Here is a 21,768-nt window from a genome sequence, read left to right on the forward strand (position 1 = left end):
GTTCGGTTTTGGATGGATTCTAGGGGGCGCCCCTGCGTTCGGCCAGCGCCGACTGTCGCGCAGTTGTCTGACGGGGGCATCAGCCCACCTCCAGCCACTCGCGGCGCACGTACGGGTTGGCGCGCAGCTCGTCGGGCGTGCCCTCGAACACGATGCTGCCGTGCCCCATCACCAGCACCCGGTCGGAAATCTCCAGCGCGATGGTGAGTTTTTGCTCGATCAGCAGCACCGAAATGCCGCGCGCCTTGAGCGCGCGCAGGTACTGCGCCACCTGCTCGACGATCTTGGGCGCCAACCCCTCCGTGGGTTCGTCGATGATGATCAGGTCAGGGTCGCCCATCAGCGAGCGGCACAGCGTGAGCATCTGCTGCTCACCGCCGGACAACACGCCGGCTTCGGTGTGTTGGCGCTCTTTGAGGCGCGGAAAGAGCGCGTACATGTCCTCGTAGCTCCAGCGCGAGCCCTTGCCGCTGCCCTTGATGCCCAGCGTCAGGTTCTGGTGCACCGTCAGCTTGGGGAAAATGTCGCGGCTTTCGGGCACGTAGCCAATGCCTCGGTGCGCCACCTCGAACGGCTTGAGCCCGGTGATGCGCTCGCCCTTGAAGCGCACGTCGCCCTCGGCATCGACCAGGCCCATGATGGCTTTGGCGGTGGTCGAGCGCCCCGAGCCGTTGCGCCCCAGCAGCGCCACGATCTCGCCCTCGCCGACGCGGAAGTGCACCCCGTGCAGCACGTGGCTTTTGCCGTAAAAGGCGTGCAAATTGTCGATCTGCAGCATCGTTGAACCTTTGCGTTGGCGCGCCTCAGTGCACCACTTCGGCGGCCTGTTGCTCGGCCAGCACGGAGCCGAGGTAGGCCTCCTGCACGCGCGCGTTGGCCTTGACCGCTTCGGGCGTGTCAAACGCGATCACCTCGCCGTACACCACCACCGCGATGCGGTCGGCCAGCCCGAACACCACCCCCATGTCGTGCTCCACCGTCAGCAGCGTTTTGCCCTCGGTGACTTCGCGGATGAAGTCGATGAAGCGGCGCGTCTCGCTCTTGCTCATGCCGGCGGTGGGCTCGTCCAGCAAAATCACCTCGGCGCCGCCGGCGATCGTGATGCCGATCTCCAGCGCACGCTGCTCGGCGTAGGTGAGGTTCATGGCCAGCGTGTCGCGTTTTTTGTGCAGCCCGATGCGGTCCAGCAACTGCTCGGCACGCTCGTTGGCGTCGTCCAGGTCGGCCAAAAATTTGAAAAACGTGTAGCGATACCCCAGGCTCCACAGCACCGCGCAGCGCAGGTTGTCGAACACGCTCAGCTTGGGGAAGATGTTGGTGATCTGAAAGCTGCGGCTCAGGCCCATGCGGTTGATCTCGAACGGCTTTTTGCCATCGATGCGGCGTCCGTTGAGCAGAATTTCGCCGCTGGTGGGAACAAAGCGGCCGCTGATCAAATTGAACAGCGTGGACTTGCCGGCCCCGTTGGGGCCGATGACCGCCACGCGCTCGCCGCGGCGCACCTGCAAATCGACACCGCGGATGATTTCGGTCTTGCCAAAGCGCTTGGTCACGCCGCGCAGCTCCAGCGCGGGCGGCTGCGCGCCCGCCGGGGTGTGAAGGGTGCTCATGCCGCCAACTCCCGCCGCTTGATTTCTTTTTCGATGTCGACCTGGATCTCGTTCCAGTGCGCGCGGAAGTGCCGCCGCGCCACCTCGAACAAGCCCGCCCCGGTCAACATCACGAACACCGAGCCAAACCAGCTCTGCGCCGAGGTCACGTCCAGCACCACACCCAGGTAGCGCAACTCGCCCCCCAGCGTCGCCCCCAGCTGCAGGTGGTACACCATCTCGACGATGGCCCCTGCCCCGGCCAGCGCCACCAGCGCCGTGCCGGCCAGCGCCAGGTAGCTGACCCACAGCTCACGCAGCCGGCCAAACGACGCCACCCGCAGGTTCATCATGATCAGGCTGGCGATGCCGCCCGGCGCATACATCACCATGAACAAAAATACGAGCCCCAAGTACAGCAGCCAGGCCTTGGTCAGCTCCGACAGCAGCACGAGCGCCAGCACCATCAACACGCCGCCGATGATGGGGCCGAAGAAAAAGGTCGCCCCACCCAGAAACGTGAACAGCAGGTAAGCGCCCGAGCGCAGCGGCCCGACGACCTCGGCCGTGACGATCTCGAACTGGATCGCGCCCAGCCCGCCCGCGATGCCGGCGAAAAATCCCGAAATCATGAACGCCAGATAGCGCACGACCTGGGTGTTGTAGCCGACGAACTCCACCCGCTCCGGGTTGTCGCGCACGGCATTCAGAATGCGCCCGAGCGGCGTGCGGGTGAAGGCGTACATGGCCGCCACGCAGACGAAGGTGTAGAGGGCGATCAGGTAGTACACCTGCACCGCTGGACCGAAGGTGATGCCCAGCACCGGGTCGCCGACCACGCGGTTGGCGCTGATGCCGGCCTCGCCACCGAAGAAGTCCGAAAACATCAGCGACAGCGCAAACACCAGCTCGCCCACGCCCAGCGTGATCATGGCAAACGCCGTGCCGGCCTTGCGTGTCGTCACCCAGCCAAACAGCGCCGCGAAGAACAGCCCTGCCAGACCCCCGACCAACGGGATCAGTGACACGGGCAGCCACAGCGTGCCTGCGGCCACCTTCAGCAACGTGTGGATCGCCACGTACGACCCCAGCCCCGAGTACACCGCGTGCCCGAAGCTGAGCATGCCCCCCTGCCCCAGCAGTATGTTGTACGACAGGCAGGCGATGATGGCGATGCCCATCTGCGCCAGCATGCTGATCGACAGGTTGCTGGTGAACACCAGCGGCGCCAGCGCCAGCAGCAGCGCGAACAGCGACCAGACGACCCAGCGCCCGACGTTGTACGGTTGAAAAGCGTAGTAAGCCTTGCTCATCTCGATGCGGCCCCGTGCGCGGTGGTCAGTGGTCGCGCGTGCCCAGCAGCCCTTTGGGCCGGAAAATCAGAATCAACACCAGCAGCAGGTACGGCAACACCGGTGCCATCTGCGACAGCGTCAGGCGCAACAAGTTTTTGCTGCGCGCGGCTTCGCTCAGCGGCAGCCCCAGGCTGGCCAGCAGCGAGCCGATCGAGTGGTCGATGGCCACGGCAAACGTCTGGATGATGCCGATCAGCAGCGACGCCACGAAGGCGCCGGGCAGCGAGCCCAGCCCACCGATCACCACCACCGCGAACACCAGCGAGCCCAGGGTCGCGGCCATGGCCGGCTCGGTCACAAAGGTGCTGCCGCCGATCACCCCTGCCAGGCCCGCCAGCGCGCAGCCAGCGCCGAACACCAGCATGAACACGCGCGGCACGTTGTGCCCCAGCGCCTCGACCATCTGCGGGTGTGTGAGCGCCGCCTGGATCACCAACCCCACCCGGGTACGGGTGATCAAGAGCCACAACGCCACCAACATGCTCACCGCCACCAGCATCATGAACGCGCGTGTGGCCGGAAACGGCGTGCACGCGGCTTGCGCGCACAGCTCGGCCGGGGCCTGGCCCCACACGAAGCCCATCGCGTCGTCCGCGTGGTGGATCAGTGTGAACGCCGGCCCCTGCAACAGCTCCGGCGGTCGAAACGGCACCGCCGTGCGCCCCCACACCAGTTGCACCAGCTCCAGGATCACGTACGACAGGCCGAACGTGATCAGCAGCTCGGGCACGTGGCCGTAGGCGTGCACCTTGCGCAGGCTGTAGCGCTCGAACAGCGCGCCGGCCAGTCCCACCAGCAGCGGCGCCATCAGCAACGCCCCCCAAAAACCCAACACGCCACTCAGCGCGTAGGCGAAATACGCCCCCAGCATGTAAAAGCTCGCGTGCGCAAAGTTGAGCACGCCCATCATCGAAAAGATCAGCGTCAAGCCGGAGCTGAGCATGAACAGCAGCAGCCCGTAACTCACACCGTTGAGCAGCGAGACGAGGACGAATTCCATGGCTTGGGATGGCAAAACGTGGTGCCCTAGGGGCTGAGCCGGCGCAACCCCGCCCGCCCACCCGCAACAGGCGGGTGGGGCGGCGGCCAACGTCGCACGGTCACACGTGCGCGCGGGCCACAGCGGCGTGACAGCCTCCAGCGGTCAGTTGGGACGCTGCATGTTGCAGCTGGTGGGCGTGCTGGACACGTAGGACGGGAATTCACGCACCAAGGCAAACGTCATGCCGGTGTTTTCCACGTTGTAGGTGAATTTGTTGTCCGTCTTTTGCCAGCGCGACAGATACAGCGGCTGCTGCAGTTGGTGGTCGGTCTTGCGCATCTCGACCTCACCGTTGAAGCTGGTGAACTTCAGGCCCTCCAGCTCCTTGGCGACCTTGACCGGATCCGTGGACTTGGCCCGAGCCATCGCCTCGCTGAGCGCACGGTAGATGTGGATCACCGAGCCCGTGTAGAAATCGGCGTTGAACCTCTTCTTGAACTCGTCTTGCCACTGCGAGTACTCGCCGCCCATGTGGTAGTGGTTGTACGAAATCTGATACACCTTGCCCGCGGCGGACTGCCCCAGCGCCGTGGGCGTGCCGGTGACACCCGCGTAGTAGGTGTAGAACTTGCCGTTGTAGCCCCCTTCGACCGCGGCCTTGACCAGCAGCGCCAGGTCCGAGCCCCAGTTGCCGGTGATCACCGCGTCGGCGCCGGAGGCCTTGATCTTGGCGATGTACGGCGCGAAGTCGCGCACCTGCGCCAGCGGGTGCAGGTCTTCGCCCACGATCTGGATGTCGGGCCGCTTGCGCGCCAGCAGTTCCTTCGCGTACTTGGCCACCTGATGGCCGTGCGAATAGTTTTGATTGAGCAGATAGACCTTCTTGACGTCGGCTTCGTCCTTTATGAAGGTGGTCAGCGCCTCCATCTTCATCGAGGTATCGGCGTCGAAGCGGAAGTGCCAGTAGTTGCACTTGCTGTTGGTGAAGTCCGGATCGACCGCCGAGTGATTCAGAACGACGACCTCTTTGCCCGGATTGCGCGCGTTGTGGCGCGCCACCGCTTCGATCAGCGCACCGGCCACCGACGAGCCATTGCCCTGTGTGATGTAGCGGATGCCCTGGTCGATGGCCGACTGCAGCGCCGTCAGGCTCTCGGCGGGACTGAGCTTGTTGTCGAACGGCACCACCTCCCACTTGACGCCGGCGGGGTTGTGCTTGTTGGGGCCGCTGAACTTCTCGGCAAAGAACTGAAAGCTCTTGACCTGGTTGGAGCCCACCGGCGCCATCAGGCCCGACAGCGGGTCGATCCAGGCGATTTTGACGGTTTGCCCGGCCAACGGCGCGGCGCCGGCCGCCTGGGCCTGCTCGCGTTTGGCCTGACGCGCGCTTTGCGCCTGCGCGGTGGCGGTCAGCGCCAGCCCCAGCATGGCCGCCACAACGATCGGTCGAATGGTCAGTTGCATGGTTGTCTCCTTCGTGGGTGGGGTTGCAGCTTCGCAGCTTACGCCGCATGTTGCGCCGCAACGATCAGGGAAAGCCCGCATACCTATCACCTTGGCGACTGTCGTGCCAGCCACAGTCGCCAGCCTTCGCCGCAGGCCGTCAGGTGCCCGGCAGCCGGTAGTCGGCCAGCATTTCGCGCAGCTTCATCTTTTGCATCTTGCCGGTGGCACCCAGCGGAATGCTGTCGACGAACACGACATCGTCGGGGATCTGCCACTTGGCCAGCTTGCCTTCGTAAAACGCCAGCAGCTCCTCGCGGGTCACCTCGGCGCCCGGCTTTTTGACCACCACGACGATCGGCCGCTCGTCCCACTTGGGGTGCTTGACCCCGATGCAGGCCGCCATCAGCACGGCCGGGTGCGCCATCGCGATGTTTTCGACATCGATCGAACTGATCCACTCGCCGCCGGACTTGATGACGTCCTTGCTTCGGTCGGTGATCTGCATGTAACCATCGGGGTCGATGGTGGCGACATCGCCGGTGGGGAACCACCCATCCACCAACGGGCTGGGCTGATCGCTGCGGTAGTAGTCCCGAATGACCCACGGGCCACGCACCAGCAAGTCGCCCTGCGTTTTGCCGTCCCACGGCAGTTCCCGGCCGTCGGCGTCGACGATTTTCATGTCGATGCCAAAGATGGCACGCCCCTGCTTGAGGCGGATTTTCATCTGCTCCTCTTCGGGCAGCTGCAGGTGCTTGTTTTTCAGCGTGCACAGCGTGCCCAGCGGACTGAGCTCGGTCATACCCCAGGCGTGCAGCACCTCCACGCCGTACTGCTCGCGAAACGCCTGGATCATCGCCGGCGGGCAGGCCGAGCCGCCGATGACGGTGCGCTGCAGGTACGGCAGCTTCAACCCGTTGGCGCCCATGTGCGCCAGCAACATCTGCCACACCGTCGGCACCCCCGCGGCCATCGTCACGCGCTCGGCGTCCAGCAGCTCGTACACCGACTTGCCGTCCAGTTGCGCCCCCGGCAACACCAGCTTACAGCCCACCGCCGCCGCCGAGTACGGAATGCCCCAGGCGTTGACGTGAAACATCGGCACCACGGGCAACACGCAGTCGCGCGCGCTCAGGCCCATCACGTCCGGTAGCGCAGCCGCGTAGGCGTGCAGGATCGTGCTTTTGTGGCTGTACAGCGCCGCCTTCGGGTGGCCAGTGGTGCCGCTGGTGTAGCACATGCTGCTGGCGGTGTCGTCGGGGAACACCGGCCACGTGTACTGCGCCGGATGGGGTTCGATCCACGCTTCGTACGACACCAGGTTGGGGATGCTGCCATCGGCGGTCAGGCGCGCCAGGTGCTCATCGTCACACAGCGCCACCCAGCGTTGCACAGTGGGGCACTTGCCGTGGATGGCCTTGACGATCGGCCAAAACGTCATGTCGAACGCCAGCACCCGATCTTCGGCGTGGCTGACGATCCAGGCGATCTGCTCGGGCAACAAGCGTGGGTTGATGGTGTGCAGCACGCGCCCGGAGCCGCTGACGCCGTAGTACATCTCGAAGTGGCGGTAGCCGTTCCAGGCCAGCGTGGCCACGCGCTCCCCCTGCTGCAGCCCCATGGCATCGAGCGCGTGCGCCAGCCGGCGGGCCCGCTGCGCCACTTCGGCGTAGGTGGTGCGATGGATGTCCCCCTCGACGCGACGCGACACGATCTCGACGTCGCCGTGGTGGCGCGCCGCGTGTTCGATCAGGTCCGCAATCAACAAAGGGCGCTCTTGCATCAATCCCAGCATGGTCTCCGACTCCTCAACAGGTGGATGGCGGGGCGCTTCGGGGTGGCCCCGTACTTCCGCTAAGCTTACGACGATGGCAAACCGTACCGGCGCTGTCAAGCTGGTGAACCCGTCCCTGCAAGGCCCCCATTTGTCGCTCACCCGACACTCCCGCACCCCGTCATGACGCTCGACCCCCGCCACCCCGTGCGCATCTTTTTGTCGCAGCAGCCGTGGTTTCACGACTTGGAGGCAACGACGCAGCACGAGCTGGTGCACGCCATGCTGCTGCAGCGCGCGGCGCGTGGCGAGCTGCTGGTGCGCCGCGGCACCGAGGTCGTGGCCTGGTGGGCCGTGCTGGCCGGCATGGCCAAGCTGCAGACCGAGGGGCCGCATGGTCGCGTGTCGGCGTTTTTGGGCGTGCCGGCAGGCGAATGGTTTGGCGAAGGCACCGTGCTCAAGGGCAGCCCGTGGCGCTACGACGTCGTGGCCGTGCGCGACACCACGCTGGTGGGCATGCCGCTGGCCTGGTTTCGGCGCCTGCACGCCACCCATTTGCCGTTCAATCACTTTTTGATCGAGCGGCTCAACGAGCGCCTGGGGCAGGCCATGACGACCATCGAAGCGGGCCGGCTGCGCACGCCGCAGGAGCGGGTGGCGCAAATTCTGCTGATGTTTTGCAGCGCCGGCGTGCCACGCATCACCCTGTCGCAGGAGGATCTGGGCCACCTGGCGGGGTTGTCACGCCAGACGATCAACCGGGTGCTCAAGCAGTTCGAAGCGCGCGGCTGGGTGACGCTCGATTTCAACCGGGTGGAGGTGTGTTGCAGCGCCTCGCTGCACGCGCTACTGCCTCAATTCGGCCGCGCTGCGCTGGACCGATGGCCACAACACCCCCACGGGTGGTGGCCCCGACGCATAATCGCCCCCATGCGTTGGTTGCTCGATTTCGCGCCGCTGGTGGCGTTCTTTGTCGCGTACCGCTGGGACGGCATTTACACCGCCACAGCGGTGTTGATGGCGGCCACCACCGTGCAAATGGCCATCATTTACGCGCTGGACCGCCGGCTGCAGGCGCTGCACAAGATCACGTTGGCGTTGATTTGGGTGTTCGGGGCGCTGACGCTGGCGCTGCACGACGAGCGCTTCATCAAATGGAAGCCCGCCGTGCTGTACGGGGCGCTGGCGCTGACGCTGGCGGCGGCCCTGTGGGGCTGGCGGCGTAACGTGCTGCAGCTGTTGCTGGGCAGCCAGCTGCCGCTGCCGTCCACCGTGTGGCACCGGCTGACGGTGGCCTGGATCGCCTACTGCGTGTTCATGGCCGTGCTCAACGGCGTCGTGGCCGCCTGGTGGTCCACCGACGCCTGGGTCGATTTCAAGCTCTGGGGCTATATCTTCCCGCTCGCCTTCATCGTCGGTCAGGGGCTGTATGTGGCCCGCCACCTCAAGGACGACACCGCATGACCCCCAGCACCCCCCGTAGCCAGCCCAGCGCCGAGCTGCTGGCTGCGCTGCTGCGCCAGCGCTTGCAGCCCCGGCAGCTCGAAGTGATCGACGAGAGCGCGGCCCACGCCGGCCACCTGGAAGCCAGCGCCAGCGGCCGTGGCACCCACTTTCGGGTGCGCATCGCCGCCGACGCGCTCGACGGGCTCAGCCGCGTGGCGGCCCATCGCCTTGTGTATGATGCGTTGCGCCCGGCGTTCGACGCCGGCGTGCATGCGCTGGCGCTGGAAATCGAGCGTTCGCCCACGCCCGCCGTGTGACCCATCCCTCTGCATTCTGACGTTCTGATGAAACATACCCTTACCCGCGCGGTGCTGGCCGTGGCGCTGGCTGGTGCCGGCGCCGTCCACGCGCAAAACCTGGCCATCGTCAACGGCAAGCCGGTGCCCAGTGCACGGCTCAAGGCCCTGGAGCAGCAAATCGCCCGTTCGGGCCGCCCGGTCGACGACCAGGTGCGCGCCCAGCTGAAAGAGGAAGCCATCCTGCGCGAAATCTTCATGCAGGAAGCCGAGCGCCGCGGCCTGCGCGCCTCGCCCGAGGTCAAGGCGCAGCTGGAGCTGGCCACGCAAACCGTGCTGATCCGCGAGCTGTTTGCCGACGAGCAGCGCCGCCACCCCATCACCGACGCCGAGCTGCGTGCCGAGTACGACCGCATCGCGCAGGCCATGGGCCAGGAATACCGCGCACGCCACATCCTGGTCGACAGCGAAGACGAAGCCAAAGCGGTGCTGGCCGAGCTGGCCAAAGGGGCCAAGTTCGAAGACCTCGCACGGCAGCGCTCCAAGGACAAAGGTTCGGGCGCCAACGGTGGCGACTTGGATTGGGCCACCCCCGACGTGTTCGTGCCTGAGTTCGGTCAGGCGATGGCGCAACTGGGCAAGGGTCAAACCACCTCCACCCCGGTCAAGACCCAGTTCGGCTGGCACATCATCCGGGTGGACGATGTGCGCAAAGCCCAGCTGCCCGACTTCGAAGCCGTCAAGCCGCAGCTGCAGCAGCAGCTGCAGCAGCAAAAGCTGGCCAAGTTCCAGGAAGAACTGCGCGCCAAAGCCAAGGTGCAGTGACCGGCCTCAGGCGCCGCTAGGCGGGCGCGGCAGGGGCAGCAGACCCAGCGGCGCCTGCAACAGCGCGTAGGCGCCAAACAGCAGCGACATACCCACCGCCTGCGCGGCGGGCACGCCCAGCCAAGCCAGCACGGCGGCGCTGGCCGCCTCGCGCGTGCCCCAGCCGCCCAGCCCCACCGGCAACGCTGCCGCCACGAAAATCGGCACCGCCGCCGGCGCCAGCCACCACCACGCCAGCGGCGCCCCCACCGCCAGCGCCGCGGCCCACAGCGCCGCCACGGTCACGGCCTGCGCCCCGACCGAAGCCAGCAACTGTTGCCGCCAGTGACGCAACGGCTCGTGCTGCGCCAGCATCGTCCACCAGCCCCACCACGGATGACGCCCACCTGAGCGCGCTGCGCCCCAGCGCAGCAACGCGCGTGGCAACCACGCCAGCACCAGCACGGCCACGCCCACCGCGGCGGCCGTAGCCCCGCGCCCGCCAGGCGCAAGCGTCAAGCGCAGCGCCGTGCCGTCCGCCAGCAGCGCCCCCACGGCACACCCTCCGCCCAGCAATGCCAGCCCCCATAGGCCGCTGATACGGTCCAGCAGCACACTGGCGCTGGCGCGCGGCCAGTCCAGCCCGGTGCGCTGCAAGGCCCAGGCGCGCCAAACATCACCCCCGACCGTGGCCCCTGGCAGCACCGCGTTGAGCGCCACGCCGCGCTGGTAGGCCACCCACGCCCACGGCCAGGCCACCTCGTGCCGCAACCAGCGCACCAACGCGCGCCACCGCCAGGCGCACGCGGTGTTGGCCAGCACGGCCAGCAGCAACCCCAGCGCAGCCCAGCCGGGGTCGGCCCCGGCAAGCGTATGCACCACATTCGACCACCCGATGGCGTGCAGCAACGCCACCAGCAACGCCAGCGACACCGCCAGGCGCAGCAGCAGCTTAACCCCACGCCCGAGTGGCGCCTTCAATCGCATGCTGGGTTCCCAGGCGCGGGCAGCGGCCGTGTGTGGTACTGCGGTCGGGCCGCCCCTTCGTGGTAGATGCGAATCAGCAACTCACCCGTCAAACCGGCCACCACGAGCTGCACCCCCATCAGCACCATCATCACACCCGCCAGCAACAGCGGCCGGTTGCCAATGTCATCCCCCATCAGCTTGACACCCAGCAGGTACGTCAGGATCAGCAGCCCCGGGGTCAGCAGCCACAGCCCGAGGCCGCCAAAGGCATGCAACGGGCGCTGGCGGTAGCGCAAGAAAAAGACGATCAGCACCAGGTCCAGGATCACGCGAAACGTACGGTCGATGCCGTACTTCGACTGACCACGCGTGCGCGGGTGGTGCCGCACCGGCACCTCGACGATGCGGGCACCGGCCTCGCGCGCCAGCGACGGAATGAAGCGGTGCAGCTCCCCGTAGAGCCGAATGCGCTCGATGATCTCGCGCCGGTAAGCCTTCAGGGCGCAGCCATAGTCGTGCAGCGGCACCCGCGTGGCCCACGAGATCAATCGGTTGGCCAGCACGGAGGGCAACTTGCGCGACAGCGCCTTGTCCTGCCGCTGGTGGCGCCAGCCAGAAATCACGTCCACCTCCGGGTCGCGCTCCAGGCGCTCGATCAGCGCCGGGATATCGTCCGGGTCGTTTTGCAAGTCCCCGTCCAGCGTGACGATGTAGCGCCCACGGGCGCGCTCAAAACCGGCTTGCAGCGCGGTGGACTGCCCGTAGTTGCGCGCCAGCACCACCGGGCGCAGCCAGGCGTGGCGCCGGGCCAGCTCCGCCAAAATAAGCGCGCTGTCGTCGGTGGAACCATCGTCGACGCAGATCAATTCGAACGACCACGGCGTCGGTCCCAGCGCCTGCTGCACACGCTCAACCAACTCGCGCAAGTTGTCGCGTTCGTGGTAAACCGGCACCACGATCGACACGTCGGGGACGCCCTGAGCAGTGCTCGGGGGCGGGTTGGCGTTGGGCATCACTTCAGAAGGCATGGTGTGCAAACCTCGTGCAAACGAAGGTCAGGCGCGAGGCCGGGGTGCGGCGGCATTGTAGTGGGCCGCTGCCGTATACTGCGCCGCGCCTGACCCCGGCGCATCGGCCGTCGCCCAGCCACCCCATGACCGCACCCAGCCTGCTTCCAACCTCACCCCGCATCACCGTCGCCGGCGCCGGCTACGTCGGCCTGGCCAATGCCTTGCTGCTGGCGCAGCACCACGATGTGACGGTGCTGGACATCAACCCCGAGCGGGTGGCCGCGCTGCGCCAGCGTCGCCCCCCGGTGCATGACGCGCTGGCGGCCCAGTGGCTGGCCGAGCGCGCCGAGCTGCGCCTGCACGCCACCACCGACGCCGCGCAGGCGCTGGCGCAGGCCGACCTCGTCATCGTCGCCACCCCGACCGACTACGACCCCACCACCAATGCCTTCGACACCAGCAGCGTCGATGCCGTCGTCGCGCAGGCGCTGCAGGTGCACCCCAGCAGCACCATCGTCATCAAGTCCACCGTACCGGTGGGCTACACCGCCGCGGCGCGCCAGCGCCACGGCACCGAGCGCATCGTCTTTTCGCCGGAGTTTTTGCGCGAGGGTCAGGCGCTGCACGACAACCTGCACCCCAGCCGCATCGTCGTGGGCGACCGCGGCGCGCGCGGCCAGTGGGTGGCTGAGCTGCTGCGCGGCGGCACGGCACGCCCCGACACCCCGGTGCTGCTGACCGAGCCCACCGAAGCCGAGGCCATCAAACTCTTCGCCAACACGTACCTGGCCATGCGCGTGGCGTTTTTCAACGAACTCGACACCTACGCCGCCACCCACGGCTTGGACACGCGCCAAATCATCGACGGCGTGTGCCTGGACCCGCGCATCGGCCCAGGCTACAACAACCCCAGCTTCGGCTACGGCGGCTACTGCCTGCCCAAAGACACCAAACAACTGCTGGCCAACTACCAGCAGGTGCCGCAAAACCTCATCGGCGCCATCGTGGCGGCCAACGCCACGCGCAAGGATTTCATCGCCGAGGACGTGCTGCGCCGCCTGCAGGCCCTGCCGCGCGGACCGCAGCCGCCTGTGGTCGGCGTGTACCGCCTGGTCATGAAGGCTGGCAGCGACAACTTCCGTGCCTCGGCCATCCAGGGGGTCATGAAGCGCCTCAAGGCCAAGGGCGTGACGATCATCGTCTACGAGCCCGCGCTGCACGCGCCGCACTTTTTCCACTCGCCGGTGTTGCACGACCTGCACGCCTTCAAGCAGCAGGCCGACCTGATCCTGGCCAACCGCCACCACCCGGACCTGGCCGACGTCGAACACAAGGTTTACACGCGCGACCTGTTCGGGGGGGACGCGTGATGCGTGTGTTCATCACCGGCAGCGCCGGCTTCATCGGCTTTCATCTGGCGCGGCTGCTGCTGCAACAAGGCCACACCGTGCACGGCTACGATGGCCTGACTGACTACTACGACGTGCGCCTCAAGCAGCGCCGCCACGCGCTGCTGCGCGAATTTCCAGCCTTTGCCGCCACCGAGGCGATGCTGGAAGATGCCGCAACCCTGCAAGCGGCGGCCCGCGCCGCGCAGCCCGACGTCATCGTGCACCTGGCCGCGCAAGCGGGCGTGCGCTACAGCCTAGAAAACCCGCGCGCCTACATCGACGCCAACCTGGTGGGCACGTTCAACCTGCTCGAAGTTGCTCGAGCGATCAAGCCACGCCACCTGCTGATGGCCTCCACCAGCAGCGTCTACGGCGCCAACCCGGAGATGCCGTTTGGCGAGCAACAAAAGACCGACTGGCCGCTGACGCTGTACGCCGCCACCAAAAAGGCCAACGAGGCGATGGGCCACGCCTACGCGCACATCCACGGCGTGCCCACCACGATGTTTCGCTTCTTCACCGTCTACGGGCCGTGGGGCCGGCCGGACATGGCGCTGTTCAAGTTCACCAAGGGCATCCTGGAGGGCACGCCGATCGACATCTACAACCACGGCGACATGTGGCGTGACTTCACCTACGTGGACGACCTCGTGCGTGCGATCCGGCTGCTGATCGACGTGGTGCCCCCGGCGCCCGAACAGCGCACGCCCGCGCGCGGCTGGCAGCCCATCGAAGGCGACACGCTAAGCCCCGCGGCGCCGTGGCGCGTGGTCAACATCGGCAACTCCGACAAGGTGCGGCTGCTGGACTTTGTCGAGGCCATCGAGGCCGAGGTTGGCAAGCCCGCCGTGCGCAACCACCTGCCGCTGCAAACCGGCGACGTGCCGGCCACCTGGGCCGAGTGCTCGCTGCTGCAACGGCTCACCGGCTACCGGCCGCAGACGCCGTTTCGGCAAGGCGTGGCGGCGTTTGTGCGCTGGTACCGCGACTACCACGGCGTGTAGGCGGCGACCCGCCCCAGCACCACAAGGCCCGCGACGGGGCCTTGCGATGGAAACGTTCGAGGCGCGCGATGGCGGGCCAGCGGCACGCCCGCCCCGCGGCGTCAGTGCACCGTGCGGCCGAAGATGAACTGGCCGGGCGCGCGCACCGGGTCGACGTCGACCGGAATCTCGCTCTTGGGCGGGAAGCGCCCCTCCAAGATCAACTTGGACAGCGGGTTTTCGATGCGCTGTTGGATGGCCCGCTTCAGCGGCCGCGCACCGAACACCGGATCGTAGCCGACCTTGGCAAGCTCTTCCAACGCCGCGTCGGTGAACGACAGCGTCAGGTCCAGCTTGGCCAACCGCTCCTGCAGCGTGCGCAGCTGGATGCGCGCGATATTCTTGATGTGCTCGTTCGACAGCGGGTGGAACACCACGGTCTCGTCGATGCGGTTGAGGAACTCGGGGCGGAAGTGCGCCTTGAGCTCCTCCCACACCGCGTCCTTGATGTCCTCCATGTCGTGCCCCTGCCCAGCCAGTTGCTGGATGCGCTGCGAGCCAATGTTGGAAGTCATCACGATGACGGTGTTCTTGAAATCCACCGTGCGGCCCTGGCCGTCGGTCAGGCGCCCATCATCGAGCACCTGCAGCAGCACGTTGAACACGTCCGGGTGGGCCTTTTCCACCTCGTCCAGCAGCACCACGCTGTAGGGCTTGCGCCGCACCGCCTCGGTCAGGTAGCCACCTTCCTCGTAGCCGACGTAGCCCGGCGGCGCGCCGATCAGGCGGCTGACCGAGTGCTTTTCCATGAACTCACTCATGTCGATGCGGATCATGTGCTGCTCGCTGTCGAACAAAAAGCCCGCCAGCGCCTTGCACAGCTCGGTTTTACCCACGCCGGTGGGCCCCAGGAACAGGAACGACCCCAGCGGCCGGTTCGGGTCCGACAACCCCGCGCGCGCGCGCCGGATGGCGTTGGACACCGCCGCGATCGCCTCGTCCTGCCCGACGACGCGCTCGTGCAGCTTGTCTTCCATTTGCAGCAGCTTTTCGCGCTCGCCCTGCATCAGCTTGGACACCGGGATGCCGGTGGCACGCGACACCACCTCGGCGATTTCCTCGGCCCCCACCTGCGTGCGCAGCAGCTTGAAGCCCTTGGCGCCATCCTTGCCGGCCTCGCGCGCCTGCGCCTCCTGCAAGCGACGCTCCAGTTCGGGCAGCCGACCGTACTGCAGCTCGGCCACTTTGTTGAAGTCGCCCTTGCGCTTGAGCTCCTCGATCTGGAAGCGGATGCGGTCGATCTCTTCCTTGATCTGCGCCGAGCCTTGCACCTGGGCTTTTTCGGCCTTCCAAATCTCTTCGAGGTCGGCGTACTCCCGCTCCAGCTTGGCGATTTCTTCCTCGATCAGCTCGAGCCGCTTGCGCGAGGCTTCGTCGGTTTCTTTGCGCACGGCCTCGCGTTCGATCTTCAGTTGGATCAGGCGGCGTTCGAGCTTGTCCATCGCCTCCGGCTTGGAGTCGATTTCCATCTTGATGCGCGCGGCGGCCTCGTCGATGAGGTCGATGGCCTTGTCCGGCAAGAAGCGGTCGGTGATGTAGCGGTGGCTCAGCTCGGCCGCGGCGACGATGGCCGGGTCGGTGATCTCGACGCCGTGGTGCAGCTCGTATTTCTCCTGCAACCCGCGCAGGATGGCGATGGTGGCTTCGACGCTGGGCTCGTCGACCAGCACCTTTTGGAAGCGCCGCTCCAGCGCCGCGTCCTTCTCGATGTATTTGCGGTATTCGTCCAGCGTGGTGGCGCCGATGCAGTGCAGCTCGCCGCGCGCCAGGGCGGGCTTGAGCATGTTGCCGGCGTCCATCGCGCCTTCGGCCTTGCCGGCGCCCACCATCGTGTGGATTTCGTCGATGAAGAGGATGATGCGCCCTTCCTCGGCGGCGATTTCCTTCAGCACCGCCTTGAGGCGCTCCTCGAACTCGCCGCGGTACTTGGCGCCGGCCAAGAGCCCCGCCATGTCCAGCGCCAGCACACGCTTGTCTTTGAGCGTCTCCGGCACCTCACCGTTGACGATGCGCTGCGCCAGCCCCTCGACGATGGCGGTCTTGCCGACGCCCGGCTCGCCGATCAGCACCGGGTTGTTCTTGCTGCGCCGCTGCAAAATCTGGATCGTGCGGCGAATTTCGTCGTCACGGCCGATGACCGGGTCGAGCTTGCCCTGCCGGGCGCGCTCGGTCAGGTCCAGCGTGTATTTTTTCAGTGCCTCGCGCTGGTTTTCGGCTTCGGGGTTGGTCACGGCTTGTCCTCCTCGCACGGCGTCGATGGCCGCCTCCAGCGCCTTGCGGTTGAGGCCCGCGGCGCGCGCGGCGTCGGCCAGCATGATCTTGCTGTCGGCCAGCGCGAGCAGAAACAGCTCGCTGGCGATGAACTGGTCGCCGCGCTTCAGGGCCTCCTTCTCGGCGGCCTGCAGCAGCGTGACCGTGTCGCGGCCAACCTGCACCTGCTCCTGGCCCTGCACCTGCGGCAGGCGCTGCACCGCGTCCTCAGCCGCTTTTTTGAGCTGCGCCACGTTGACCCCGGCGCGCTGCAGCAACGCCCGCGGCCCGTCCTGCGCCAACATGGCCGCCAGCACGTGCGCCGGCTCGATGTAAGCGTGGTCCTTGGCCAACGCCATCGATTGGGCCTCGGCCAGTGCTTCTTGGAATTGGGTGGTGAGTTTGTCGATGCGCATGGAAACAGCTCCGATGATGGACTGATTTCCACATGGGGCGCAGCGTCCCCGATTTCAAGGGCACGCGCATTGCGCTGGATCAAACGTCGTGCGCCCTCGTGCCCCACGCGCGGGCGGCGCCCCTCAGCCGGCCGCGGAACCCGCGTTGCGCGCCTCAATGCCCCAGCGCGCCAGCGCCGCGTCGTCGCTGACGCGCGCATCAACCCAGCGCGCCCCGCTGGGGGTGTGCTCTTTTTTCCAAAACGGCGCCTGCGTTTTGAGGTAATCCATCAAAAATTCGCACGCGGCAAACGCCTGCCCACGGTGTGCCGACGTGACCGCCACCAGCACGATCTGGTCTTGCGGTTGCAGCGGACCCACGCGGTGGATGACACGCACAGCGCGGATGTCGAAGCGACGCGCAGCCTCGTCGATCATGGCGTCGATGGCGCGTTCGGTCATGCCGGGGTAGTGCTCCAGTTCCATCGTCGCCACGGCGGCACCGTCGCTGACATCGCGCACCGTGCCCACGAACGCGCACACCGCCCCCACCCCGGGATCGCCCGCGCGCAGCGCGGCCACCTCGGCGCCGAGGTCGAAGTCGGCGGTTTGGATCGTGACGCTGCGCCGCAGCAAAGCCATGGCCTTCAGCCTCCGGTGACGGGGGGAAAAAACGCCACCTCGGCCCCGTCGGGCAACGTCGCTTCCTCGGTCGCCATGGCCTGGTTGAGCGCGACACGCACCGGACGGTGGCGACCCAGCGCCTCGGCCCACGCGCCCCCACGGGCGATCAGCTCGTCGCGCAGCGCCCCCAGCGTGGCGGCCGCGGTGGTGTGCGCCAGCTCGGCGGTGCCCAAAGCCTCGCGCAGGCTGGCAAACAGGCGAATGCGGATGCGTTTGTCCATGACGGCAAGGCCCGATCGTACATGCTAATCCCACCAACCATCCAGCGCACGGTACGCCACCCATTGGCCACGCGCCACGGTGGTGCCGCCGGGAATGTCGACCAGCCCGTCGGCCCACGCCACCGAGGTCAACACCGACGAGTTTTGGTTTGGAAACAAGTCGACCCCACCGTCCGCGTTGCGGCGTACGCGCACAAACTCGCGCCGTCGGTCGGGGCGCGGCCAATCGAAGTCGGCCCGCACCCACAGCGCCGGCGGCAGCTGCGCCGCCACCGCGGCCCCGGCCAGCCGCAGCAGCACGGCGCGCGCCAGCAACGCCAACGTGACCACGCTGGACACGGGGTTGCCCGGCAACCCCAGCACGTGGCAACGCCCGTGCCCGCCCAGGCGAGCGCGGTCGATCCAGCCGTGCATGAAGGGCTTGCCCGGCTTCATCGACACCTGCCACAGGTCCAACGCGCCCAGCGCCTGTACTGCGGGCTTGACGTGGTCGGCCTCCCCCACCGACACGCCGCCGGTGGTGACGATGGCATCGTGCCGCAGCGCCGCGGCGGCCAACGCTTGCTCGGTGGCCTCGCGGTCGTCAGGCAACACCGGCAACACGGTCACTTCGAAGCCCAGGCGTTGCAGCAGCGGCACCAACACGTAGCGGCTGGAGTTGTACAGCACCCCCGGCGGCAGGTCCGCCGGCGCCACGGTACCGGGCTGCACGAGTTCGTCGCCGGTGGGCGCCAGCGCCACGCGCAGGCGCGTCCACACCGGCACGCTGGCCATGCCCAACGACGCCGCCACCCCCAGATCCGCCGCGCGCAGCCGCTGCCCGGCCCGTAGCACGACCTGGCCGCGCGCCACGTCCTCGCCGCGGCGGCGCACCCACTGGCCGGGCTGCGGCGCGCGCTCTACGCGAATCCAGCCCAACGGTGCCTGGGGCGCGTCCGCCGGCGCCTCGGCAGGCTGGGCGTCCTCCTGCATGACCACCGCGTCGGCGCCGGCGGGCAGCGGCGCACCGGTGAAGATGCGTGCCACGGTACCCGGTGCCAACTCGACGCCGAAGTGCCCGGCCGCGATGCGCTGCGCCACCGGCAGCGGCCGGCCTTGTTCTATGGCGCGCGCCACGTCGGCGCAGCGCACGGCGTAGCCGTCCATCTGGCTGCTGTCGAACCCCGGCACATCGAGTTCGGCCACTACGTCCTGCGCCAAAACGCGCCCGTCGGCCTGTTCCAGTGGCACCTGCTGCACCGCCTGCACCGCGGGCGCCAGACCCTCCAACAAACGCTGCAGCGCTTCTTCGACGCTGAGCAGCGGACCACGCGAGCTTGGGGGATTGGGGCGGTCGGTCATGGCACGGTCAACCTCCTTGGCACATCGCGGCGATGTGGTCTTTGACACGCTGGGCGTCGGCCGGCATGACCAGCACGCGCTTGGGCAGCTGCTCAATCCCCTGCAGATGCGCCGGGCGCGGCGGCTCCTGCCCAATGGCCTCGACGATGGTGGCGGCGAACTTGATGGGCAGCGCGGTTTCCAGCACGATCATCGGCACGCCGGGCTGCAGGTGTTGGCGCGCCACCTTGACGCCGTCAGCCGTGTGAGGGTCGATCAGCACGCCATGGCGCTGCCACGTGGCGCGGATCGTCTCGATGCGGTTGGCGTGGGTGCTGCGGCCGCTGACAAAACCATAGCGCTGCCGCACCTGGGCAAACGCCGGGTGCTGCGACAGGTCGAAGCGCCCGTGCCGCGCCAGCGCCTCGGCAAACAGCCGGCGCGTGGCCGCCGCGTCGCGCCCGAGCAGGTCGAAGACGAAGCGCTCGAAGTTGCTGGCCTTGCTGATGTCCATCGACGGGCTGGAGGTCTCGTAGGTGTCGGCGCTGCCGCGCACGCGGTACACCCCGGTGCGGAAAAATTCATCCAGCACGTCGTTTTCGTTGGTGGCCACGACCAGCCGCTCGATCGGCAGCCCCATCATGCGCGCGATGTGGCCGGCGCAGACGTTGCCGAAGTTGCCGCTGGGCACGGCGAAGCTGACGCGCTGATCGTCACGCTCGGTGGCCTGGATCCAGCCCGCGACGTAGTACACCACCTGCGCCAGCAGCCGCGCCCAGTTGATCGAGTTGACCGTGCCGATGCGCCAGCGGCGCTTGAAGTCGAGGTCGGCGCTGACCGCCTTGACGATGTCCTGGCAGTCGTCGAACACGCCCTCGATGGCGATGTTGTGGATGTTGGGGTCTTGCAGGCCGTACATCTGCGCCTGCTGAAACGGGCTCATGCGCCCGTGCGGGCTGAGCATGAAGACCCGGATGCCGCGCTTGCCGCGCATCGCGTACTCGGCGGCGCTGCCGGTGTCGCCGCTGGTGGCACCCAGAATGTTGAGGGTTTCGCCGCGGCGCGCCAGCTCGTACTCGAACAGGTGGCCCAGCAACTGCATCGCCATGTCCTTGAACGCCAACGTCGGGCCGTTGGACAGGGCCTCCAGCCACAGGCCGTCTTCCAGGTGGCGCAGCGGCACGATCTCGCCGGTGCCAAACACCTCGGCCGTGTAGGTGCGGCGCAACAACGCGCGCAGGTCGTCGGGCGGAATGTCGTCGATGTACAGCGACAGGATCTCGAAGGCCAGCTCGGCGTAGCCCTGCTCGTGGTAGATGCGCCGCCAACGCGCCAGCGTCGCGGCGTCCACCTGCGGGTAGTGTTCGGGCAGGTACAGGCCACCGTCAGGCGCGAGACCCTCCAGCAGGATGTCGCTGAAGCGGCGCCGCGCGGGCTCGCCACGGGTCGAGAGATAGCGCATCAGGCCAGCTCCTCCTTGCGGATGCGCACGATCGGCGCCAGCACCGTCGGCAGCGCCTGCATCGCCGCCAGCACCGCGTCCATCGTGCCCTCGGCGGTGTCGTGCGTCAGGATGATCAGGTCGGTTTGCGTGCTGCCTTCGCCGCCGACCTCGTCGGCCTCGCGCTGCAGCACGGCGTCGATGCTGATGCCGGCGCGCGCCAGGATGCCGGTGACCTCGGCCAGCACCCCGGGCTGATCGGCCACGCGCAGCCGCAGGTAGTAGCCGGTGACCACCTGCGCCATCGGGACGATGGCCAGATCGCTCATCGCGTGCGGCTGGAACGCCAGGTGCGGCACGCGGTGCTGCGGGTCGGCGGTGTGCAGGCGCGTCACGTCCACGAGGTCGGCAATCACCGCGCTGGCGGTCGGCTCGCTGCCGGCGCCCTTGCCGTAGTACAGCGTCGTGCCCACGGCGTCGCCCTGCACCACCACCGCGTTCATCGCCCCTTCGACGTTGGCGATCAAGCGCTTGGCCGGCACCAGCGTCGGGTGCACGCGCAGCTCCACCCCACCGGCCACGCGCTTGGTGATGCCCAGCAGCTTGATGCGGTAGCCCAGCTGCTCGGCGTAGCGGATGTCGGCCGCCTGCAGCTTCGTGATGCCTTCGACGTAGGCTTTGTCGAACTGCACCGGGATGCCAAACGCCAGCGCGCTCATCAGCGTGGCCTTGTGCGCGGCGTCGATGCCCTCGATGTCGAACGTGGGGTCGGCCTCGGCGTAGCCAAGGCGCTGCGCCTCCTTCAGCACGACGTCGAAGTCCAGCCCCTTGTCGCGCATTTCGGACAGGATGAAGTTGGTGGTGCCGTTGATGATGCCGGCCACCCACTGGATGCGGTTGGCGGTCAACCCTTCGCGCAAGGCCTTGATGATGGGGATGCCACCGGCCACGGCCGCCTCGAACGCCACCATCACCCCCTTGGCCTGCGCGGCAGCAAAAATCTCGCTGCCGTGCACCGCCAGCAGCGCCTTGTTGGCGGTGACGACGTGCTTGCCCGCGGCGATGGCTTCCAACACCAGTTGACGGGCGATCCCGTAGCCGCCGATGAGCTCGACGACGATGTCGATGTCGGGGTTGGCGATCACCGCGCGGGCGTCGGCCACCACCTGCGCCGCATCCCCCACGATGCCGCGCGCGCGCTCGGTGTCGAGGTCGGCCACCATCGTGATGGCGATGCCACGGCCTGCGCGGCGCCGGATCTCCTCCTGGTTGCGCTGCAGCACACGAAAGACGCCGCTGCCCACGGTGCCGATGCCCAGCAGGCCCACTTGGATGGGGGGAAGTTGAGTCAT

The 21,768-nt window shown here is 67.4% G+C and carries 19 protein-coding genes and 1 pseudogene; 6 read left to right on the top strand and 14 right to left on the bottom strand.

Annotated elements, in window-relative coordinates; all coding sequences use genetic code 11:
* Positions 1-79: 79 nt before the first annotated feature.
* The 6 genes from Taqua_RS01540 to Taqua_RS01565 form a co-directional block, all read right to left on the bottom strand.
* Complete coding sequence (locus Taqua_RS01540) at positions 80-778, bottom strand: ABC transporter ATP-binding protein (protein ID WP_144324284.1); 699 nt, start codon at positions 776-778, stop codon at positions 80-82.
* Between the two features lie 25 nt (positions 779-803).
* A complete protein-coding gene (locus Taqua_RS01545) occupies positions 804-1,610 on the bottom strand; it encodes an ABC transporter ATP-binding protein (RefSeq protein WP_144324285.1) in 807 nt (268 codons plus the stop codon).
* Positions 1,607-2,902, bottom strand: coding sequence for a branched-chain amino acid ABC transporter permease (locus Taqua_RS01550; protein ID WP_144324286.1), 1,296 nt, complete (start codon positions 2,900-2,902; stop codon positions 1,607-1,609). The genes Taqua_RS01545 and Taqua_RS01550 overlap by 4 nt, the downstream gene beginning before the upstream one ends.
* Positions 2,903-2,927: 25 nt before the next feature.
* The gene (locus Taqua_RS01555) at positions 2,928-3,944 is read right to left on the bottom strand and encodes a branched-chain amino acid ABC transporter permease (RefSeq protein WP_144324287.1); all 1,017 of its coding nucleotides are present in this window, start codon (positions 3,942-3,944) and stop codon (positions 2,928-2,930) included.
* Positions 3,945-4,088: 144 nt separating this feature from the next.
* Positions 4,089-5,390: a branched-chain amino acid ABC transporter substrate-binding protein gene (locus Taqua_RS01560; protein WP_246094572.1), complete on the bottom strand. Its 1,302-nt coding sequence runs from the start codon at positions 5,388-5,390 to the stop codon at positions 4,089-4,091.
* Between the two features lie 139 nt (positions 5,391-5,529).
* On the bottom strand, positions 5,530-7,167 hold the full coding sequence (locus Taqua_RS01565; RefSeq protein ID WP_144324288.1) for a 3-(methylthio)propionyl-CoA ligase: 1,638 nt from the start codon (positions 7,165-7,167) through the stop codon (positions 5,530-5,532).
* Between the two features lie 261 nt (positions 7,168-7,428).
* On the opposite strand from Taqua_RS01565, the pseudogene Taqua_RS01570 reads away from it, so the two are divergent.
* From Taqua_RS01570 to Taqua_RS01585, 4 genes and pseudogenes are all read left to right on the top strand, one after another.
* A pseudogene (locus Taqua_RS01570) lies at positions 7,429-7,959 on the top strand (Crp/Fnr family transcriptional regulator); the annotation flags it as partial.
* Positions 7,960-8,076: 117 nt separating this feature from the next.
* Positions 8,077-8,610 carry a septation protein A gene (locus Taqua_RS01575; protein WP_144324344.1) on the top strand — a complete coding sequence of 178 codons (534 nt, stop codon included), beginning with the start codon at positions 8,077-8,079 and terminating at the stop codon, positions 8,608-8,610.
* Entirely contained in the window at positions 8,607-8,909 is a 303-nt protein-coding gene (locus tag Taqua_RS01580) for a BolA family protein (RefSeq protein ID WP_144324289.1), read from the top strand. The genes Taqua_RS01575 and Taqua_RS01580 overlap by 4 nt, the downstream gene beginning before the upstream one ends.
* Positions 8,910-8,936: 27 nt before the next feature.
* Positions 8,937-9,713: a peptidylprolyl isomerase gene (locus Taqua_RS01585; protein ID WP_144324291.1), complete on the top strand. Its 777-nt coding sequence runs from the start codon at positions 8,937-8,939 to the stop codon at positions 9,711-9,713.
* A 6-nt stretch (positions 9,714-9,719) separates the two neighbouring features.
* Here Taqua_RS01585 and Taqua_RS01590 read toward each other — a convergent pair whose 3' ends face one another.
* Together Taqua_RS01590 and Taqua_RS01595 are read right to left on the bottom strand one after the other, a co-directional pair.
* Complete coding sequence (locus tag Taqua_RS01590; protein WP_144324292.1) at positions 9,720-10,679, bottom strand: lysylphosphatidylglycerol synthase transmembrane domain-containing protein; 960 nt, start codon at positions 10,677-10,679, stop codon at positions 9,720-9,722.
* A complete protein-coding gene (locus Taqua_RS01595) occupies positions 10,670-11,689 on the bottom strand; it encodes a glycosyltransferase family 2 protein (RefSeq protein ID WP_246094573.1) in 1,020 nt (339 codons plus the stop codon). The genes Taqua_RS01590 and Taqua_RS01595 overlap by 10 nt, the downstream gene beginning before the upstream one ends.
* A 125-nt stretch (positions 11,690-11,814) precedes the next feature.
* Here Taqua_RS01595 and Taqua_RS01600 point away from each other — a divergent pair, with 125 nt between their 5' ends.
* Together Taqua_RS01600 and Taqua_RS01605 are read left to right on the top strand one after the other, a co-directional pair.
* A complete protein-coding gene (locus Taqua_RS01600; RefSeq protein WP_144324293.1) occupies positions 11,815-13,041 on the top strand; it encodes a nucleotide sugar dehydrogenase in 1,227 nt (408 codons plus the stop codon).
* Positions 13,041-14,066 (top strand): NAD-dependent epimerase/dehydratase family protein, encoded by a 1,026-nt coding sequence (locus Taqua_RS01605; RefSeq protein ID WP_144324294.1) that lies wholly within the window; start codon positions 13,041-13,043, stop codon positions 14,064-14,066. Before Taqua_RS01600 ends, Taqua_RS01605 begins: the two co-directional genes overlap by 1 nt.
* Before the next feature lie 101 nt (positions 14,067-14,167).
* On the opposite strand, the gene clpB is transcribed toward Taqua_RS01605, so the two are convergent.
* The 6 genes from clpB to Taqua_RS01635 form a co-directional block, all read right to left on the bottom strand.
* Positions 14,168-16,771, bottom strand: a complete 2,604-nt coding sequence (clpB, locus tag Taqua_RS01610; RefSeq protein ID WP_144324295.1) for an ATP-dependent chaperone ClpB — start codon at positions 16,769-16,771, stop codon at positions 14,168-14,170.
* A 123-nt stretch (positions 16,772-16,894) separates the two neighbouring features.
* Positions 16,895-17,392 (bottom strand): molybdenum cofactor biosynthesis protein MoaE, encoded by a 498-nt coding sequence (locus Taqua_RS01615; protein WP_144324296.1) that lies wholly within the window; start codon positions 17,390-17,392, stop codon positions 16,895-16,897.
* Between the two features lie 5 nt (positions 17,393-17,397).
* Positions 17,398-17,655, bottom strand: coding sequence for a molybdopterin converting factor subunit 1 (gene moaD, locus Taqua_RS01620; protein ID WP_144324297.1), 258 nt, complete (start codon positions 17,653-17,655; stop codon positions 17,398-17,400).
* Between the two features lie 24 nt (positions 17,656-17,679).
* Complete coding sequence (locus Taqua_RS01625) at positions 17,680-18,996, bottom strand: molybdopterin molybdotransferase MoeA (RefSeq protein ID WP_144324298.1); 1,317 nt, start codon at positions 18,994-18,996, stop codon at positions 17,680-17,682.
* 7 nt (positions 18,997-19,003) lie between these two features.
* Positions 19,004-20,437, bottom strand: a complete 1,434-nt coding sequence (gene thrC / locus Taqua_RS01630) for a threonine synthase (RefSeq protein ID WP_144324299.1) — start codon at positions 20,435-20,437, stop codon at positions 19,004-19,006.
* Positions 20,437-21,768, bottom strand: coding sequence for a homoserine dehydrogenase (locus tag Taqua_RS01635; protein WP_144324300.1), 1,332 nt, complete (start codon positions 21,766-21,768; stop codon positions 20,437-20,439). The genes thrC and Taqua_RS01635 overlap by 1 nt, the downstream gene beginning before the upstream one ends.

Source organism: Tepidimonas aquatica, assembly GCF_007556585.1.
GTDB lineage: Bacteria > Pseudomonadota > Gammaproteobacteria > Burkholderiales > Burkholderiaceae_C > Tepidimonas > Tepidimonas aquatica.

Excerpts from the sequence above, each read along its gene's own strand:
- Taqua_RS01540 (WP_144324284.1), bottom strand. The coding sequence starts at position 778 with ATGCTGCAGATCGACAATTTGCACGCCTTTTACGGCAAAAGCCACGTG.
- Taqua_RS01545 (WP_144324285.1), bottom strand. The coding sequence starts at position 1,610 with ATGAGCACCCTTCACACCCCGGCGGGCGCGCAGCCGCCCGCGCTGGAG.
- Taqua_RS01550 (WP_144324286.1), bottom strand. The coding sequence starts at position 2,902 with ATGAGCAAGGCTTACTACGCTTTTCAACCGTACAACGTCGGGCGCTGG.
- Taqua_RS01555 (WP_144324287.1), bottom strand. The coding sequence starts at position 3,944 with ATGGAATTCGTCCTCGTCTCGCTGCTCAACGGTGTGAGTTACGGGCTG.
- Taqua_RS01560 (WP_246094572.1), bottom strand. The coding sequence starts at position 5,390 with ATGCAACTGACCATTCGACCGATCGTTGTGGCGGCCATGCTGGGGCTG.
- Taqua_RS01565 (WP_144324288.1), bottom strand. The coding sequence starts at position 7,167 with ATGCTGGGATTGATGCAAGAGCGCCCTTTGTTGATTGCGGACCTGATC.
- Taqua_RS01575 (WP_144324344.1), top strand. The coding sequence starts at position 8,077 with ATGCGTTGGTTGCTCGATTTCGCGCCGCTGGTGGCGTTCTTTGTCGCG.
- Taqua_RS01580 (WP_144324289.1), top strand. The coding sequence starts at position 8,607 with ATGACCCCCAGCACCCCCCGTAGCCAGCCCAGCGCCGAGCTGCTGGCT.
- Taqua_RS01585 (WP_144324291.1), top strand. The coding sequence starts at position 8,937 with ATGAAACATACCCTTACCCGCGCGGTGCTGGCCGTGGCGCTGGCTGGT.
- Taqua_RS01590 (WP_144324292.1), bottom strand. The coding sequence starts at position 10,679 with ATGCGATTGAAGGCGCCACTCGGGCGTGGGGTTAAGCTGCTGCTGCGC.
- Taqua_RS01595 (WP_246094573.1), bottom strand. The coding sequence starts at position 11,689 with ATGCCTTCTGAAGTGATGCCCAACGCCAACCCGCCCCCGAGCACTGCT.
- Taqua_RS01600 (WP_144324293.1), top strand. The coding sequence starts at position 11,815 with ATGACCGCACCCAGCCTGCTTCCAACCTCACCCCGCATCACCGTCGCC.
- Taqua_RS01605 (WP_144324294.1), top strand. The coding sequence starts at position 13,041 with ATGCGTGTGTTCATCACCGGCAGCGCCGGCTTCATCGGCTTTCATCTG.
- clpB (WP_144324295.1), bottom strand. The coding sequence starts at position 16,771 with ATGCGCATCGACAAACTCACCACCCAATTCCAAGAAGCACTGGCCGAG.
- Taqua_RS01615 (WP_144324296.1), bottom strand. The coding sequence starts at position 17,392 with ATGGCTTTGCTGCGGCGCAGCGTCACGATCCAAACCGCCGACTTCGAC.
- moaD (WP_144324297.1), bottom strand. The coding sequence starts at position 17,655 with ATGGACAAACGCATCCGCATTCGCCTGTTTGCCAGCCTGCGCGAGGCT.
- Taqua_RS01625 (WP_144324298.1), bottom strand. The coding sequence starts at position 18,996 with ATGACCGACCGCCCCAATCCCCCAAGCTCGCGTGGTCCGCTGCTCAGC.
- thrC (WP_144324299.1), bottom strand. The coding sequence starts at position 20,437 with ATGCGCTATCTCTCGACCCGTGGCGAGCCCGCGCGGCGCCGCTTCAGC.
- Taqua_RS01635 (WP_144324300.1), bottom strand. The coding sequence starts at position 21,768 with ATGACTCAACTTCCCCCCATCCAAGTGGGCCTGCTGGGCATCGGCACC.